Consider the following 18,076-nt stretch of genomic DNA (forward strand, 5'->3'; position numbering starts at 1 on the left):
GCGCCCTGGTCAAGCGCATCCGGCCAGGGCCGGATCTGCTGTTGGCTGGCAGCCAAGACTGGCGGAGCGGCGGCCTCAACTCCGGCGTGCCCAGAGCTTGCGAAAGCGTCCGACACGCTTCTATTGGGGTCCTCCGGTCCAGCACGCATCCCTGGGTTGCTGAGCGAAGCCGAGGCGGCTTGATCATCCTGCCGCTGCTGAAGCACTTCGCGGAACCCCTGTTCCAGTCGCAGAAGCTCCTCTGCATTGGTTGGCGGCTGGTGAGCTCGATCATCGAACAGCGGCCGGAGCGCCTCGGGAACCTCAGCGCTGAAAGAAGACGAGGCGGCTTGCTCATCCTGCCATTGCTGAAGCACTTCGCGGAACCCCTGGTCCAGTCGCTGAAGCTCCTCTGGATTGGTTGGCGACTCGTCAGCTTGATCGAACAGCCTCCGGGCCTCGGCAAGGTGCTGCTCAACGCCCACTTGCCTGGCCTGGACCGCTTGATCCTCTTCCAAGCCGGCGTCCTGCACCACCTGCGGCAAAGCTGTTACACGGGATGGATTTTTTCGCTGGTCCACATTAGCCTCGCATCAAACTGTATCGTCAAAGTCTTGCGCCAATCCGCGCAGCGGCTCATCGAGTCGAGATTCTGCGGAGAATCCCTCCTCTGCTTCCGTCAAGGGCGCCGGCTCCGGGAGGGCGCCTGTCTGGCTTTCAAAGATGCGTTTCAGAATGCGGTCCGAAAAATATCGCACCTTCCTCAGTTGCAATGGCGGCAGACCTTTGATGAGAACAATCTCGTACTCGTCATTGAGCAGCCGAACCTGTTCGGGACGCAGCAGCGGCGCACCTTGAAACGAATTCTGAATGTTCCGGTCGAACGCTCGCGACTGGCTGTAGGAAATCGATTTGGCTTCAAACGTGTATTCACCGATGGCTTTGGAAATGTAGTTCGGAGTCTCGTCATCGGCCGTGGCCATGAACACTTGCAGTCCGGTATTGCTGAGAAAATTCTGCTTACCAGCCTCTCCATAAGCCCCCGTCAGTGCCGAAAGGCTTTGGATGATGAGCATGAAACGCCCCTTGTAGCCCGCGATAGTCGTAATTGCGGTCTCGATCGCCTCCAGCTTCCCCAAGTGCTTGAACTCATCGAGCAGAAAGAGAACCTCGTGCTTTTCGTCCTGGCGGGGCAGCGACCGCTGTAGAATTGAAACGATTTGCTGAAAAAATAAGCGTATCAAAGGCGCGATCACCTCAAGGTCGTTCGGACCAACGCAAAGATAGATGCACGTTCTGCGACGGCGAAGATCATAGACCGAAAAGTCCGAGCGACTTGTAGCCGCCTTGACAGCCGGATCCGCCCACAAGTTGAGCCCGCCATCGCCGAGCACGGACGTGTAGGAGGTTAGGATTTTCGTGTCGTTCCCCGCCATGTCGTCGAAGATGCGTTGTGCCTCTTTGTTCCGGGTCTCCATGGCGAGCTGCGCGAAGAGCTTAAACTTCTCCCCCGGCTGAGCGAACAGATCATAGACGGCGCCGATTGTTGGCGTGCCCCGCTCGATGCAGGCAAGGATCCCCGCGACAAAGATATCTCGGGCGCCGGCGACGAAACCTTCCGCCCCCTCCCCCTTGGCCGTAATCAGGTTCGCGGCCAAGCGGCGGGCTTCGGTGAATTGCTGCTGTGGATGCAGTGCTATGAGATCCAACAGTGGATTGTAGCAGTTTGTGCGCCGCTCTGAATCCAGTGGCGCGAATTTGAACACTTCGTGGCCTGCGGCTTTACGCGCCCTCGATGTGAGCTCAAAGAGCTCCCCCTTGACGTCCAGAGCTATCACAGAGCCTTTAAATGTAAGTAGCGTTGGAATGACTATGCCGACACCCTTGCCAGCGCGGGTCGGCGCAACGATGAGGCTGTGAGGCTGCTCGCCATTGGTCAGGTAATAGCCAGGCCAGAAAGGACCACTCGTCTTCCCGAAGACCGGCCCTGTCACGCCACGGTATCGTCGCAGATATCCCGGGCGTCGCATTTCATCCACTCGAGCCCAACGAGCGGTCCCGTGATGTTCGAGCTTGCGGCGCAATACGACCTGCTGAATCAGCAAGACAACCGCAGACGTCGAGAGCACGATAGCCGCGCCCTGATAGAAAACGGGGGTTGCGAAACCCAAATAGAAGGGCGTCTCAAACCAAAAGGCACGGACATCAAACGCCATCAGAGCCTCGCCGCTACCCCCGTGGCGGAAGGTTGCGTACAGACTTGCCGCACAGAACCCCAAGGCGAGTGAGCACGCGATGCTAATGGCTATGTTGGGGGACGTCGTTTTTGTAGAAGACATTGTTCCATGGCCGAATTAGCCGTGCTGATGCTGCGCTTGCTTTAGACACCGAACCGAGGTCGCGCGATGCCGACGCTCGACAGATCGATGCCGCAGCGGGTGGTGCGATGCTTGCATCGCGCCACCCGGCAGACGTGGATTTTGAAAGTTTCACGAAGCAGGTACGTCGACGGCCAGCGAATTGGAAACGGCAAGGCCGTGAACGGAATTCGGGAGAGGAAGCGTTACTGCCATGGCCAAGACCTCAACGGCCGGTGCGATCCCTGCTTCTCCTGGCCTCCATTAGATCCTCTCGGGCGTGATTGTAGGAGTGGCTTATGTCCCGGCCGACTTGACCACCCCGCTGCAGCTGTTCGTGGGAGGTTTGCGGGCCAACTGTATCACGGACTGCAGCCCCAATACCTGCTATGTGGGCGTCCAGATCCGCACTGCGTTCCTCTGCTGCATGCCGCGGAGGAGGCATCTGCGGCAAGATGTCGTGCATGCCGGGAATTGAGTGAGCTTGGGCCTGTTGATTTGGATCTAACTGGTGATACATGGCGTACATAGCATTGGATGCTGTCGACCTGACGTGGCCATCCGGATCGGTAGCCAATTCAGCGGCCTGATCAAAAATGCGAGCTTTATTTTCAGCGTTAAACTTGCTGAAGTTTTGCGCAGCGTAAAGCGCTCCGATAGCTTGCGAAGGTGGGTCCATGTTGCCAATGCGATTAACAATACTATCTTGTGTCTCTGGCCGAAGGTAATGGGACACATTACTGACTGCTCTGAATTGCTCCAATGCTACTTCATCCGGGGTGTGCCCCAACCCGGCAGTCAATCTGTCCCCCAGATCGACGGCTGATCGTCCAAGCTGATTGGTCCGCGTTTCAAATCTCGCGAGGTCAGTTTCTGGCTCGGTTTGAGTGCCCCGAACGGCTATGCGCTCTCGCCTCCCGAGTTCTTTGAAGTTCCCAAGATTTCGCGCTGTATCGCGCGGGTTAGCGCTTACCAGCCGTTCTGCAACATCGGTCAATGGTCCGTATGGAAGGTCACGGAGGGTACTGCGATTCCCCACGTCTTGGGATGAACTTGCAGCTGCGCGTGCCCGTTTGTTATCGCGATCCATTGCTCGGCCTCCAAAGTCGTTAAGTTACCCAATCAGGGTACCACCGACGCTTGACCTGCTAAACCGATATGAGGTTACAGTTGTAGTCTAGCAGAAGCTTCTCCCAACTCTGGGATACGCCGAGAGCCGTAACCGGGGCAGATTTCCGGGCGGAAGGGTTTGCGGCGAGAGCGTTCGTGATTCACCGTTTGCGTGACGCATCAGGATCGTCTCGTATAAGAGAGTGCTCGAGTGCCGAGGAATCTCTCCGACAAGGATACGTCTGAGCCGCCCAGTATGCCGGCTCGGCAACCACCCGAATGGATCGAAGCCGATCTGCAAAACGGATGGTGAGAGCGTTGGCTCGTTTCCAACCCATCCTGTCTCACCAGCGCGGACGCCTGGACGGATGTCAACGCCGGAAAAAGAACCGCATCGATTGGTCCCGCTTGCGGCCAGCTCCAGTCGGCCGCTCGATCGCAAGCGTGATTCGAGGAGGAAGCTCTCCCAGGTGCAATGCGAGGAGACGCTGGTCCAACTCCTTGTCGGCTGCCGTAAGGCGGTGGTTCAGGCGAAGGTAGTCCATCCAGGTCGGGGTGCGGAAGGTTTCTGTCCAACGCGAAGGCTGCTGGAGGTCGCGCTGGAGATTCCAGTGTCGCGCACCAACGCCGCTTTGTACTCGCCGCCGTTCCCGCATCTGCTCCAGGAACGCTTCGACATTTGCTTCGGGTATTGAATATTCGATCTTGGCGACGATCGGCCCGCTTCGGGGCTTCAAATCCAGGGCAACCTGAGGCGTTTCGAAGCCAAGAGGAGCCTGATCGGAATCTTTCCATTGACGGATGGGCAGCAGGAAGCCGGTGCCAGCGACCAGCACCAGCGCGCCACCTGAAAGCTCCAGAGCCGAGCTCAGCGAATAGCTCTCGGCCACCGTACCCCACAGCCAGCTGCCAGCCGCGATGCCGCCGGATGAAAGGGCATAATAGATCGAGAGCGTGCGACCAACGACCCACCTTGGACTCGCCAACTGGACGCTTACGTCCAGCCCGGTCCAGGTCACGACCCAGCCCGCGCCGCCGAGCGCCAGCGCGATAGCCGCCACCGCCACCGAGGGGGTGAAAGCAAGCGATAGACAACAAGCCGCACAGGCGATGCACGACAGTGTCGTCAAACGTTCCTGGGACAGCCTCCGTCTCAGAATGTTGTTGCAGATGCCGGCGAACAAGGCGCCGGTCCCGAAGCCGGCCATCAGGATGCCGTAAACGACTGGCCCTCCCCCCAGCTGATCGCGGGCGACGAGAGGCAAGAGCGCTAGTATAGAGATGCTCGTCAGCCCAAAAAGGGCACCGCGGGCAATTGCTGCCTTGATTTCGGATGACAGGGCAGTGAAGCGCGCTCCGTCATGGATCGCCGTGGTCAATGGTTCACTCGGCAGCGGTGACGAGCGAACATGCCATTTGCAGCGCCCTATGGTCCACAGCAGCATCAGATATGTAAGCGTCGCCACTGCGAAAGCCGTCAAAGGGCCAAAGGAAGCAACGACGACGCCACCGAGAGCGGGACCGATGCTTCGGACGGCGTTATATCCGACCGAGATAAGCGTGACGGCGGCCGGAACATCGCGCTTTCGCAGGATATCGCCAACCGACGCGTGCCAGGCGGGGTCGGTGAAAGCGGCGCCTACTCCGGCCAAACAGCTGAATGCAAGAACCATCCATGGATTGAAAATTCCGAGACCTGCAAGAACAGTCAGCATCGTCGAGGACAATGCTATCACGCACCAGCCAGCGAACATGAGATTGCGGCGGCTGTAATTGTCGGCTAGGGCGCCGGCGATAATTGACAGGAGGAATGTGGGCAAGGTTGTCGAAGCCTGCACCAAGGCGACCATCACATCCGATGTCGAAATGGTCGCCATCAGCCAACTGATGGCAACCATTTGAATCAGCCACCCTAGACTGGATACCTGCGTGGCAATCCAGATCGGACGGAAAGTTGAATTCTCGAGCGGCGCAAACGTTGCCGATGACACCGGATTAACTTCTTCACGCGCCACCCCGCTCATTGGGCCGAGCCTCCCTTCGCTGCCAGTTGTATGAGATTTCTCCCCGCCCACTTGCTCTGGAGGAATGGCAGGATCAGGGCATTTTATCTGCGCAACGCAAGTTATTTTTGCCTGGCCGATGCTGCGACAGAACCGAATGCTTCCTCTGGCGCGATCGTTCCGCTATGCGTGACGAGACCGGTTCGATCCTGTCGTTGTCGATCCCCGACCACGTTACAAGGATCGTCAGTTTGACGATCCTTGGCGTCTCCAACCAAGCCACGTCCTGGGCATCGACTTCCCTTCTGGTGACCACGAGCTCTCGCGCATTGAACCGCCTCGCCAAGGTGGATCAGTAGTCTATCTTTGGCGTAGGTATTCAGCAGCTTGCTAGGCGCCCGCCGCCACGTGCGGGAGACGCCGGTATTAACCGGCGGGCAGATGAGAGGGCAACAAGCGCGCCTGACGCAACGCCGCCAGATCAGCCGAGCCGGTGCAGAAGCATGCGACGGCCAACTGGCGGATGACGATCTCGAAATGCGCGACAACCGCCTCGGTGGACACCGTCGCCGCGCGCAGCACGCCGGCCGCCTGCCCGGCGATGTCCGCGCCCAGGCGGATGGCCTTGGCCACGTCGACGCCGTCGCGGATCCCGCCCGACGCGATCAGCTTCACAGTTGGCAGCGCCCGACGTACCGCCTGCACGCTGGCGGGGGTCGGAATCCCCCAGTCGGCGAACGCCATCGCCACTGCACGGTCGGCGGCATCGCGGGCGCGCTCGCCCTCCACCGCGGCCCAACTGGTGCCGCCGGCGCCGGCGACATCGATGACCGCCACGCCCGCCTTGACGAGCGCGCAGGCCACCGAGGCGGACAGGCCCGACCCCACTTCCTTGGCCACAATCGGCACGTCCACGCTTCGCGCGGCGCGAGCGATCTGCGCCAGGACGCCGCGCCAGTCGCGGTCGCCCTCCGGCTGTACCGCTTCCTGCAGCGCATTGAGATGGACGATGAGTCCATCGGCCTCCAGCGCATCCACCGCCCGGCGCGCCAGGTCCAGGCCGTCGGCCTCGCGCAGTTGCGCGGCGCCGATATTGGCCAGCAAGGGAATGTCTGGGGCCATGCGGCGCAGCGCGCGCGTCAGCCCCTGGGTGTTGCGGGATTGCAGGCTCACGCGCTGCGAACCGACGCACATGGCGATCCCCAAGGCTTGCGCTGCCTCGCTCAGATGCCGGTTGATGGCCTCGGCGCGTGGCATGCCGCCGGTCATGGAGCTGATCAGCAGCGGGGCGCGCATGGTCTTGCCCAGCAGCGAGGCGCGCAGGTCGATCTGCGTCAGGTCCAACTCGGGCAATGCGCAGTGTTCGAAACGGATGTACTCCCAGCCGGCGGCGACCGTGGCCGGCGCCGTTCGCCGATCCAGCACGATGTCCAGATGGTCGTCTTTGCGCCGGCTCGGGGCGGTGTCGCTATTGCTCATGCTCGCTCCATCCGTCGCATCGGGCGACGGCGTTGCGTCGGATCCGACCGACGGCAGCGGCGCGCACGCAGCCACATCACGCCGTTCAGGCGGGCGCACGCTGGCCTCCCCCCGCAGCGTCGCTGCGGTAGCGGCTGGTCGAGGTCTGGTAGTACTGCACGCGGATGGCCGCCATGGCCTCGATCAACGGTCCCCACGGCGCGGGAAAGCGTTCTTCCGCCATCACCCGGTGCAGCATGCGCGTATGGCCGGCCAGCTCGTCGTTGAGGAACTCCACCACAGGCATAGCCGGATAGCGCTGCCGCAGCAGGATCGCCGCGTTGTCGGCCTCGCCGGCCGACCTGTCCTTGTCGCGTCCATGCAGATCGTTCTGCAGGCGCCCTATCGCGGAGATGAGCCGCAGGGCCTGGCGAAACGCCGGACGCGCACGCAAGGTCGCCATGTCCAACCCCCACAGCAACGAAAGGCAACAGAACACGTTCGTGTAGGCGATCGAATCGATGCCGTTGTGCAGGTACTCGGCGTAGGACCAGCGTTCCGCCCCTGCCGCCTGCGCGTGTCCGGCGCGCAGCGCCCCGCAGTAGCACCGGGTATCGTCGAGAAGCTGAGCATAGTCGCGACGATCGTAGGCGAGCGCGGCCAGCGAAGCGCGCAGCACAGCGCAGCCCTCGAATCCGGGGAGCGCGCACGGCACGCCCTGCCCCAGCGCCTGCTCCACCGCGGCGAGCTCCTCCGGCGCGATCAGGCCAAGGTCGTTGCAATCGTCGAGCCAGAACAGCAGCGCCAGTTCGCGATAGAACGCCACGATCAGCGTTTCGTCCTGCGGATCGCGGCCAGTGCGGGCGCTGGTGTCGTGCAGGCTCGGGTGGATGCGCTGCAGGATGTACTGGCCGCCCCTGACCGCTTCCACGGCATGCTCGTCGGCGAACCCTGTCAGGGAACGCCCCCACTCCAGCACCTGCTGCAGCGCGCTTTCGGTCTGGATCATAGCGCCGCTCCTGCTTCCTCGGCCAGGACGCGCCGCCCCCAACGAAGCGCCAGCCACAACCCGGCGAGTTCGGCCACGCGCACGACCCGGGTGGGGCAATACAGTTCCTTGCCGATCCACAGCGGCGTCTGCGGCAATGCATGCGCCACATGGCGAGCGAGCATCCACTCCAGCGCACGCGCCACCGCCTGCGCGATGCGCCGGCGCCCTGTCGGCTCTTCGCTCCCGTCCATCACGTGCAACGCGAACAGCGCATAGGCGGTTTCCTCAAATGAGGACGCGCAACCGGCGCCCCAGCCGCCGTCATCGCGCTGCGCCTGCAGCAGCGCCGCCAGCGCGCGCTCGTCGCGCCAATGGGGCTTGCCTTGCGCCAGTGCAGCGACCGCATGCGCGGTGGGATACAGCCACGAAACGTGCCATTTTTCGTTGTCCCATAGACCGTGCGGGTTGCGATTGGCCTCGACGTAGGCGCTGGTGCCGGCGGCGGGCTTTCCCAACAGTCGCAACGCATGCAGGGCATGGATGTTGGTCGACACCGAGGCATTGCGCTCGCCGGGGAAGGTGACGAATAGCTCGCCGATTTCGAAATCGCGCAACGCATCGACCGGCGGGTCGCGACCTGCAAGGCGCAGGACGCACAACGCAACTGAGGTGTCGTCGGCATCGGCTGCGAAGTGCAAGGCCGGGCCCAGACCGCGCACGCCCATGCGGGCGTCGAGCTGCGCGACGATCACGCGCACGGCATCGGCGAACGCGGGATGCGCGAACAGCCCGGCCAGATGCAGGGTGTACAGCGACCAGCATGGCTCGAACACATTGATCGGCCAGACGTTGGGAACGACACCTTCGATGCCGCTGCGCGTCGCCCGCGATGCCGCCTGCAGATACGCGTCGGTGCGCCCGACCTGCGGCGTGCTCCCATGTGTTACGGCGTGCGCACGCCACGCGGCGGTGGCCGCCGGACTGATGCCAATGCTGCCGTCGTCGTCCGGGCATGCGGTGGTCGGCGACGTTCCCCAGGCTTCCCAGGAGTGCAGCAACGGATGGCCGCTCGGCAACGTCGCCACCGCCCCCAACTTGACAAGGCACGCCTGCCGCAACGGCAACAGCGCCCTGTGGCGCGGAAACCCCACGCCGCCCAGCAAGGATGCGGCCTCGCCGCACAACTGCGGCAGGATCAGCTCCGCGCCGATCGGCGCGTCTTCCGGCACCGAATGCGCGTAGGGATCGGGCTGGCGCTCGAGGAACCGGGTTGCAGCCTGGACTGCGTCGGCAGCGCCGGGAAGAGGATCGGCACGCTGCAATGTCAGCAACGCCGCCCAGGTGGGCGCATGGCGGAACAGCGGGAAGTCCGCGCTTCCCCATCCGCCATCGGCCTGTTGTTGCGCGATGAGCCACGCGTATGCGTCCTGCCGACCGGCGACGTTGCCGTGGAACTGCAGAGCTCGCGCCGTGTCGTAGACGGACGGACCGACGCTGCCGCCGTCGCTCATCTCGATCAGCAGGTGGCGCAATTCGGAAAGGATCTGTTCGGACAGCGCGTTCACGCGGTATGTTCCTTCTGCAGACAGTTGACGGGAACCAGGATCGGGCAGACTCCGCGCACGTCGCCGCAGGCCCGTCGCGGCCCGGCGCATGGGCAGCGCCGGACGGCCGCCCTGCTCCGGCGCGGCGACGCACCCCGATGCTGGCGCCGGTCCGCTGCATAGGCTTGCGCGCAGCGCGCCGCGTGCGCCGCGGCCGTGCTGGGCAACCGCTGCGAGCGGTGCCGCGGATTCGGACACAGTGCAGCATGCACCGCTACCGCCGGCCGATCGCAGCGGCACAGGGGCGACTCCATGCGGACGGGCGCGCTCATGCGCATGGCGCGTGCTTTAACAGATATGCGTTGGCCCGCCGCAGCATCTGCGCCAACCGTTCCGCACGCGGCCCTAGCGGGACGATGGCCTCCCCGGCGTCGCGCAACAGATCCAGCGCGAACTGGCGCGCTGCCTGCAGCCCCATGATGGACGCACAGGTCGGCTTCTGCGCCGCCGCGTCCTTGCCGGGGGTCTTGCCCAACGTCGCGGTATCCGCTGTCGCGTCGAGAATGTCGTCGACCACCTGCAACGCCAGGCCGAAGCAGGCGGAGTAGCGATCGAGCGCACAGTACAGCGCAGCGTGGGCGGCATCCTCCGCGATGGCGCATAGCGCGCCCATGCGAACGGACGCGCGCACTAGCGCTCCGCTCTTCATCCGGTGCATCGCCACGATCCTGTCCAGATCGACGTGCTTTCCGACCAGCGACAGATCCATGGCCTGCCCGCCTGCGGCACCCTCGGCGGACACCGCCTGCGCCAGTTCGCGCACGAGCGCGATACGGTTGTCGCCCGGCGCATCCAGGTTCGCCAGGGTCAGGAAGGCGTGCGCCTGCAGCGCATCGCCGACCAGGATCGCAGTGGCTTCGCCGAACTTGACGTGCACGGTCGGAAGGCCGCGGCGAAGCACGTCATCGTCCATTGCGGGCAGGTCGTCGTGGACCAGGGTACAGGCGTGCATCATCTCGATGGCGGCGCCGACATCGTCGAGCATGTGCGTCGGCGTGTCGGCCAGTGCGCCGGTAGCCAGACAGAGCAAGGCGCGGGTGCGCTTTCCGCCATGCAAGCTGGCGTAGCGCATCGCCGCCATCAGCTCGGTCTCACCGTCGTCTTCGGCGCAGAGAAGACGCGCCAGCGCCTGTTCGACCCGCTTTGCGCCGTCCTGCATCCAGATCTCCGGCGGCAGCCTGCCGGATGCGCCGCGCGCCTGCGCGCCCAATCCGCCGAGCGCGGAAACGCCAGTTCGGTCGTCGTGTCGCGTGGAACCGGTCTGGATGTTTTTCATGTCCTTGTACCTGACAGGAGACGGCCACGGCGAGCGGCGAGCCGCCGCGGCGTTGCCGGCGTCGCACCGAGCGCGCGCGCCGAGTGGAGCAATGCTGCGGGTCGCCGGCGCCGCTGCCTCGCCACACGGGGCATGCGATGCCAGCTCATGAGAATCCGATGCGGATTTTCATGGACGGATGTGCGGTCGGGAAATAGCGCCGACCTTTTTCGACGGCGCTCAGCAACCGCGGCCGCACCCCGGCCTTGTGCATGGTCAGTGCCAAGGCGATGCAGAACTGCACCATTTCCAGCCATACCAGGTGGTAACCGATGCAGACGTGTGGGCCGGTACCGAACTGCAGCATGTCCACCGGCCGGATCGGCTCCGTGCGTTGCAGCCACCGTGCCAGGCGGAACTGATCAGGCGCCTCGTGCAGCAGCGCAGAGGTCGAGAAATGCAGCAGCGGGATGCACAGAGGGGTGCCCGCAGGAATGCGCCGTTGGCCGAGTTGCAATTCCTGCAGCGCGCGACGCGGCAGGAGCGTGGTCGCCGGATGCACGCGCAGCGTCTCGCGGAACAGCGCCTCGGCGACCGGACACTGCGCCAGGTCCGCGTGCCGGGTCGGCACCGCGCCCACGCGTTGCGCCTCCTCGACCAGGGCGTCCCACAGCCCAGGCTGCCGCGCCAGCTCGATCACCATCCAGGCCATCGTCGAGGCGGTGGTGTCGTGACCGGCAAGCAGCAGCAGGCGGATATTGGCGACCAGGACGTCGTCGGAGAGCACATCGTCGCCGCGATCGAAGGCGCTCACCATGTCATTGATCAACCCAGTGCGCGCGGCATGGGCGCGCGCGTCGCGGACGAACTGGCGCAACTGCGCGTCGATCCAGTCGCGGGCGGCGCGGCCGCGCCGCAAGGGCAGTCCGGGCAGGTCGACCGGGGGCGCGACGATCAACTGCAGCAGTTGCCGGTATTTGCGATGCCATCCCGGCAGGTCCTGCGCTGGGATTCCCATGAGGCTGAAGATGAGCTTGAGCATCAGGTCGCCGGTCTCGCGCAGGATGGTTACGTCGCCGCGGTCGCGCCACGCCTGCACCCGCGCCTGGATGACGGGCGCGAACAAGTTGCCGATGCCGGCCTGGGTCAGCCCCTTGGGCAGGAACGCCGCCTTGATCGCGTCGCGCGCCTGCCGGTGCGCGCCGCCGTCCTGGGCGACCAACGTTCCGCCAAGCAATTCGGGGGCGATCTCTTCGATCAGCGCCGAGGACACGTCCTTGTGCCGGAGCAGTGCAAACGCATCCGGATCCACGCAGGTCATCAGGTGTCCGGCAGGGCCGAAATCCAGCCAGAAGTGGCTGCCCAACGTCCGTTCCGCGCGCCGCAGCAGGCGCGGCAGGTCGCAGACGATGGCGGGAAGATGTCCGACCAGGGGGAAAGCGCCGGGCACGACCGGGATGTCGTCCCGCAGCCGGTGCCGACGGTCCAGCGGGTTGAGCAGCATGTCCATCAGCAGCGCGGCGCCGCGGCCGCTTCGGCGGTGTCGCCGGCAGGCCGCGCGGCGCGGCTGTTGCCACCGTCGGCGTACGTCGGCACATGCGCCAGCATGCCGCCGTCGATGCACAGGACCTGGCCGGTGATGAACGCAGCATCGTCGGAGAGCAGGAACGCCACCAGCGCGGCCACGTCCTCGGGGCGGCCGACGCGCTGCAGGAGTTGGTGCCGGCTCAGATGCCGTTGCATGCACTCGTCCAGCTTGGCGAGGAGACGCTCGGTCATGATGAGACCCGGCGCAACCGCGTTGCAGCGGATCTGCGCATGACCGTACTGGGTGGCGAGCGAGGCCGACAGCATGTTCATCGCCGCCTTCGACGCCGCGTAGGACGTCTGCGCGGTGTCACCGCTGAGCCCCTGGCACGACGACATGTTGACGATCGCGCCACCGCCGCGGGCGATCATTCGTGGGATGGCCTGCCGGCAGCAGAGCAGCGTGCCGCGCAGATTGGTCGCCATGGTCTGATCCCAGACCGCCAGGTCCAGGTCGAGGATCGTGCGGTCGCGCGGTGTCAGATGCATGGCGCTCGCGTTGTTCACCAGCAGGTCGACCCCACCGAAGTGCCGCTCCGCCGTCTCGAACAGCGCTGCCACCGCCTGCGCATCGGCGATGTCCATGGCCAGGGCCAGCGCGTGGCCCGCTTCGGCCGCGATCTTCGCGGTGCAGGCGATGGCCGCCGAGCCATCAATGTCGGCCACCACCACTCTGCCGCCCTCGCGCGCGATGGCGAGGGCGCATGCCTTGCCGATGCCGGCGCCGGCGCCGGTCACCACGGCCACCTTGCCTTCAAACCGTCCTCCTGGGTTGCGTTGGTCTTTCGCGGCATGCCGCTCAGCCTGCGCCGGAGAAGGCGCAGGGTCGGCGCTGGCGCGCTCGCCAGCGTCGCTTTCGATGACCCGAATGGCGGCGACCGGACACTGGCTGGCCGCGAGCCGCGCGGCGGCGTGCAGCGCCTGCGGGACCTTCGCCACGCACACTTCCGCCACGCCGTCCGGTTCGCGCTGGCGAAAGATGCCCGGCAGCGTCAGCACACACTGCCCGGTGGTTCCGCATAGATCCTGGTCGATCACGACGCGCATCTCAGCCCCCCTTATGCAGCCGCACCGGCAGCGCGCGGAACGTCCTAAGGAACGCGGACGGTTCCCGGGTCGGCTGCTCGGCCAATGCCAGTGTGGGGAAGCGCGCTTGGATGCGCGGCAGGCTCTCGGCCAACTGCACCCGGGCCAGTTGCGCACCGAGGCAGAAGTGGATGCCGTGGCCGAAGCTCAGCATGATCTTCCCGTCGGTCGACATGCCAGGAGTGGTGCCGTAGAACCGCGCGGGATTGAAGCGGTCGGGATCGGCGAAGGCGTCCGGGTCGCGATTGCCGGCCGCGATGAGCACGCGCACGTCCGCGTTCTTCGGGATCACCACGCCGCCCAGTTCGATGTCGCGCTGGGCGATACGCGGAATGGAGCTGAACATGGCAGGCGCGTCGCAGCGCAGGACTTCTTCGACGAATGCCTTCACCCCTACGGCGTCTCCCTGCAGCCAGTGCCGCTGTTCGGGATACGCGAGCATCGCCAGGACCGCATGGTCGATGGTCGAAGCAGTGGTGGCGAAGCCGCCTAGCAGCATGCCCCACAGCATGCTGATCAACTCCGCATCCGACAGCGTGTCGGCATCGTCGTCGTGTACGCCGACCACCATCGACACGATGTCGTTGCGGGGATCGGTGCGCTTGCGCTGTATGAGATCGCCGAAGTAGGCCTGCACCCTGGCGCTGGCCGCGTCCGCCGCGGCGAGCTGGGGATCGCTGGCGTGTGGGCTCAGGCCTTCCAGAATGGCGCCGATGCCGGCAGCGAGCCCGTACATGTCATCCTGGGGCATGCCGAACAGTTCGGCGAAGACCAGCATTGGCAAGGCCAGCGCGAATTCCCAATGCAGGTCCACCGCCTCCCCGCGCTCAAGCGCGGGCGCCATGCCGTCCAGGCGCGCCGCGACGATGCGCGCGATGCTCGGCCGCAGGTTGTCGATCTGGCGCATGGTGAAATCGCGCGAGATCAGCCGGCGCAGACGCGTATGCGTCGGTGGATCCTTCATCGCTAGCGTGGACGCGAGGAGATTGAGTGACAGGCTGGTCTCCGCGCGCGGGAAATAGCGCGCCAGTTCGCCCGGCGCCGGTCCCCGAAACACATCGCCCGTGGCCTTGAGTGCCCAGTAGATGTCGGCGTGGCGGCTCAACAGAAAGAGGCCCGACGCCGCGCGATGCACCGGATCGTGCTCGCGCAACCACCGCATGAACGGATACGGGTCGTGGATGCACGCTGGCGACGCCAGTTCGGCGAAGGCGTCCCGGCATGCTGCCTTGGTTTCTTGCACGTCCATCTTGGTTACCCGTTGGCTGGCTGATCTGACCGGCGCGTGCTAGGCGCGCCGGCAAATTGCGGATAAGATCGCGATTCCGGGCGGCGTCCGCGCGTCACCAGAGCACCGGGAACTCCTCGAACCCGCCAGTGATGATCTCCTTGCGCAACTTCAGTTCTTCGGGCGCCACGGCCAGGCGCAGCGCGGGAAAGCGCTGGAAGATCGAGCCGACCACCACCTTGAGTTCCAGCCTGGCCAGCGCCATGCCGATGCAGTAGTGCGGCCCGTGCGAGAACGTCAGGTGCGGATTTTCGTCGCGTCCGATGTCGAAGATTTCCGGGTCGTCGAAATGGCGCTGATCGAACGACGTCGCCGGCAGGCCGACCAGCACCTTGCTCTCCGCGGGAATATGCACGCCCGCGATAGTCACGTCGGTCCTCGGATAGCGCATGATGCCGTCCCAGCCCGCGCCCGGCGGGTACATGCGCAGGATTTCCTCCACCGCCTTGTCCACCAGGGATGGATCGCCGACTAGGCGTTCGCGCTGTTGTGGATGGCGGAACATGGCCAGCAGGCCGAATTCGATCTGCGCGACGGTGCTCTCGTGCCCCGCCACCAGCATGCCCGCCGCCAGGCCGATCGCCTCTTCCTCGGTCGCATTGCCCTGCTCGACCGCCGCGAGCAGATCCGTCAGCAGGTTGTCGCCCGGATCCTGGCGCTTGTCCCACATCTTGCCGCGAATGTAGGCGCGCAGTTCTTCCCAGGCCAGGCGCGACGCGCTGCGCGGGCCGCTTTCATGCTGGTGCGTCATCACTTCGTCGGACAGCCCGGCGAAAAAGGCGTGATCCTCGTAGAGCACGCCCATCAGCGCGCTGATGACCATGGCCGGCAGCGGAAAGGAGAGGTGGCGCCTCAGGTCGGCGGGCTGGGGCTGGACCGCCAGCGTCTCGAACAACTGCGCGGCGATCGCCTCGACCTGCTGCGCGAGCACCTTCACCCTGCGGTTGCTGAAGGCCGGCGCCACGATCGTGCGTAACCGGGCATGCTCGCCCCCCTCGTGCGAGACCAGCCACCCCGGCGAACCGAGAATCACCGAATCCGGGGTGAATGCCGCCGGCGGCATTCCCGCCGGCCGGAACGCCGCGTCGGACAGCGCCGCCTTGGCCTCGTCGTAGCCTGTCACCCACCAGCCTTCGTGCCCGGAGGGGAAGCGCACGCGGTGGATCGGACCGTTGGCGCGTAGCGCCAACATCTCAGGCGAGGGCTCGATGTGGTCGACGCGCCACATCGGCAGCGTCGGCAAGGGTTGTTCGGACATGGTGGCACTTCACTCTCTAGCGATGGAAGGGCGGAAGGCGCTGCAGGCAGCGAATGACGATGGCATGTAGACGTCCTCCGCGGCGTAGCCCGACTCGATTATCAAGATCGGCCAACGTGTAACTGCCTAGGCATACCGCGCGGCGAGATGCAGAACTTTATCCTGCGCCTTCGAGTTCAGGATAAGACGAGTGTGGTGGGCCTTTGAGTCGCAGCCGGCCATCAAGATTTCCTGCGCAAGGGTCGACAAGGGCGGCAGCCTGTTTGGGTATGGGGCGGTTTCGCCGAGGCCCCCTTGCATAGAATGTTATCTGATGCGGATTTGACATTTTGCTTTTCTTTCTCCGTTTCATCAATCGCGGTGTCATCCACGAAATGAAGGTCGGTCCGCGGCTCCCGGCTCCCAACGAAGGAGTTTCAAAACTCGTGCCAATTTGGCGACCCAGCAGAAGAAAAACATTGTGATTACTTTTCAGCGGATTAGCCTGAGGCTAGACAAGAGCTCGGCGAAATAGGCCGGTGTCGCGGACCCAACAAAGACGACAGAAGAGTGTCGGATAGGCGACACCTTCTTTGTCAGTTGTCCTGTCCTGGAATGATGGCAGGCCACCTGACCCTATATTGACCCATAGGAGGTTGGCTCAGGGTTCACGTGCTTGCTAAGGGGCGCGCTCGAGGCGGCTTGCGGGCGCGTTGCCAATACAACACTGGCTATCCGCAACACCGCCATCTGGGGCGAAGCCGGGACGGCCTGCGCGTCGGACTCCAAGAAGTTCGGCGCTTGGGACGGCAACCTGATGACGGAATGGCATGTCCGCTATGGCGGTCGTGGCGTGATGATCTAATGGCATGTCGAAAAGGGCTCGACCTGCATTTTCTCGCAGCTCAAGCGCTGTTCGTCTTCGGAGGTCGCCGCGATGATCAAGGGCGTTCTGCGACACTGCACCAACGTCGAGATTCAGGGCCAATATTCGACCGCCGTCGGCGTCGCTTTTTGCCGCCTGCTCGGGTTCACCTGCCGCCACGCCTGAAGGCGATCGCCCAGCAGAAGCTGGCGCCGCCATGCCTGCGCGCTGAATTTCCCAATCTGCTTCCCATTCTTTCCAACGTCATCAACTGAGAGGAGGTTGAGCAGCAGTATGGCCACAGTCAATCTGGGCCGGCATCGATCTGACTGCCATCCCGAAATATCACGGTCGCAGCGGTAGCCAGAACGACCATCGGAATAGCCTCCGGCCTTCGTTCATCCCGAAGAAGGGTTGACCGACCACTCCGTTTCGCCAGCGCGAATGCGGCAACTCCATTGCGATCGCGGCAATTCGGATTGGCGCGGGGCGCCATGTGCTCCGACCCTGAGGGCTGTCCCGGTCGGCGCGAGCTATCGCTCAGCGGCGATCAAGTCATCGGCTTTCGGAATGACCGGCGACGCTTCGTCTCAACGATTATGCCGGTCGGGCTGTCGGCCGTATTCTTCGCCTTGAACACGGCGGTTCGCTTCGGTTTTGGTTTGGGTGGCGCTTGAGGCTCAACCCTTGGCTCCGGCGTTTGCTTGCCCTTTTGTTTGTCCTTGCGGGAGCAAAGCAAAGCCTTGGCGGTCGCGGCGTCCGCATCCGAGACCACGCCGGCCGGCTTGCCATCGAGATTGACCCGTGCGGCGCCGGCATCCAGTCTCGCCAAGTATTTGGCCATCTTGGTATACGCCAGCAGGGCTCTCCTCAATTCATCATCGGACAGTTCGCCGTCGAGCACCCGAATGTCATGATGGATGCCGATCTTGAGCGGCCTGGGCGCTTTCGGATTGAACGCCGCAGGCCACTTGGCCGATAGATAGCGGAAAAGCTGTGCAGGCGATTTGCCTYGGCTACAGCTCAACATCATAAGCCTCGCCCCATTGTTTTCGTTTCCAATTCGGACCTTCCTAGCACTGATATATGCAATGATTATGGAAAAATGAGCATTCGCTCCGCAGGGCAAAGACCTCCTCATTCGGACACGCGAGGTGCCTGGTGAGCCGAGCAGGATCGGCACCAATCACGCCGAGCCGTCCCGTTAGAGTTCACAGCCATACATCAGGGTCGGTGGAATGCTGTTCTCCAATATC

General features: G+C 64.1%; 12 protein-coding genes and 3 pseudogenes. 1 reads left to right on the forward strand and 14 read right to left on the reverse strand.

Annotated features, from left to right (window positions below; all coding sequences use genetic code 11):
- The 13 genes and pseudogenes from AC1D1L_RS32520 to AC1D1L_RS32580 form a co-directional block, all read right to left on the reverse strand.
- A pseudogene (locus AC1D1L_RS32520) lies at positions 1 to 560 on the reverse strand (Ulp1 family isopeptidase); the annotation flags it as partial.
- 12 nt (positions 561 to 572) lie between these two features.
- Positions 573 to 2,318 carry a type IV secretion system ATPase VirD4 gene (virD4, locus tag AC1D1L_RS32525; protein ID WP_436175683.1) on the reverse strand — a complete coding sequence of 582 codons (1,746 nt, stop codon included), beginning with the start codon at positions 2,316 to 2,318 and terminating at the stop codon, positions 573 to 575.
- A 1,499-nt stretch (positions 2,319 to 3,817) separates the two neighbouring features.
- Positions 3,818 to 5,470 (reverse strand): MFS transporter, encoded by a 1,653-nt coding sequence (locus AC1D1L_RS32530; RefSeq protein WP_136621957.1) that lies wholly within the window; start codon positions 5,468 to 5,470, stop codon positions 3,818 to 3,820.
- Positions 5,471 to 5,875: 405 nt separating this feature from the next.
- Positions 5,876 to 6,928, reverse strand: coding sequence for a type 2 isopentenyl-diphosphate Delta-isomerase (gene fni / locus AC1D1L_RS32535; RefSeq protein ID WP_436175685.1), 1,053 nt, complete (start codon positions 6,926 to 6,928; stop codon positions 5,876 to 5,878).
- An 85-nt stretch (positions 6,929 to 7,013) separates the two neighbouring features.
- Positions 7,014 to 7,916, reverse strand: coding sequence for a terpene synthase family protein (locus tag AC1D1L_RS32540; protein WP_477345582.1), 903 nt, complete (start codon positions 7,914 to 7,916; stop codon positions 7,014 to 7,016).
- Positions 7,913 to 9,463 carry a hypothetical protein gene (locus tag AC1D1L_RS32545; protein ID WP_436175687.1) on the reverse strand — a complete coding sequence of 517 codons (1,551 nt, stop codon included), beginning with the start codon at positions 9,461 to 9,463 and terminating at the stop codon, positions 7,913 to 7,915. The genes AC1D1L_RS32540 and AC1D1L_RS32545 overlap by 4 nt, the downstream gene beginning before the upstream one ends.
- A 307-nt stretch (positions 9,464 to 9,770) precedes the next feature.
- Entirely contained in the window at positions 9,771 to 10,778 is a 1,008-nt protein-coding gene (locus AC1D1L_RS32550; RefSeq protein ID WP_436175688.1) for a polyprenyl synthetase family protein, read from the reverse strand.
- Positions 10,779 to 10,923: 145 nt separating this feature from the next.
- Positions 10,924 to 12,267 (reverse strand): cytochrome P450, encoded by a 1,344-nt coding sequence (locus tag AC1D1L_RS32555; RefSeq protein WP_199201294.1) that lies wholly within the window; start codon positions 12,265 to 12,267, stop codon positions 10,924 to 10,926.
- The gene (locus AC1D1L_RS32560) at positions 12,267 to 13,091 is read right to left on the reverse strand and encodes an SDR family oxidoreductase (RefSeq protein ID WP_342216827.1); all 825 of its coding nucleotides are present in this window, start codon (positions 13,089 to 13,091) and stop codon (positions 12,267 to 12,269) included. Before AC1D1L_RS32560 ends, AC1D1L_RS32555 begins: the two co-directional genes overlap by 1 nt.
- 18 nt (positions 13,092 to 13,109) lie before the next feature.
- A pseudogene (locus AC1D1L_RS32565) lies at positions 13,110 to 13,391 on the reverse strand (ferredoxin); the annotation flags it as partial.
- A 1-nt stretch (position 13,392) separates the two neighbouring features.
- A complete protein-coding gene (locus tag AC1D1L_RS32570) occupies positions 13,393 to 14,679 on the reverse strand; it encodes a cytochrome P450 (RefSeq protein ID WP_436175689.1) in 1,287 nt (428 codons plus the stop codon).
- A gap of 94 nt (positions 14,680 to 14,773) precedes the next feature.
- Positions 14,774 to 15,976, reverse strand: coding sequence for a cytochrome P450 (locus AC1D1L_RS32575; protein ID WP_477345583.1), 1,203 nt, complete (start codon positions 15,974 to 15,976; stop codon positions 14,774 to 14,776).
- A 126-nt stretch (positions 15,977 to 16,102) separates the two neighbouring features.
- Positions 16,103 to 16,276, reverse strand: coding sequence for a hypothetical protein (locus tag AC1D1L_RS32580; protein WP_199201290.1), 174 nt, complete (start codon positions 16,274 to 16,276; stop codon positions 16,103 to 16,105).
- 370 nt (positions 16,277 to 16,646) lie between these two features.
- On the opposite strand from AC1D1L_RS32580, the pseudogene AC1D1L_RS32585 reads away from it, so the two are divergent.
- A pseudogene (locus tag AC1D1L_RS32585) lies at positions 16,647 to 17,092 on the forward strand (Tn3 family transposase); the annotation flags it as partial.
- A 278-nt stretch (positions 17,093 to 17,370) separates the two neighbouring features.
- On the opposite strand, the gene AC1D1L_RS32590 reads toward AC1D1L_RS32585, so the two are convergent.
- A complete protein-coding gene (locus AC1D1L_RS32590; RefSeq protein WP_477345584.1) occupies positions 17,371 to 17,961 on the reverse strand; it encodes a ProQ/FINO family protein in 591 nt (196 codons plus the stop codon).
- Positions 17,962 to 18,076 lie beyond the last annotated feature (115 nt).

It is taken from the genome of Mesorhizobium sp. P2_D6 (genome assembly GCF_056404315.1).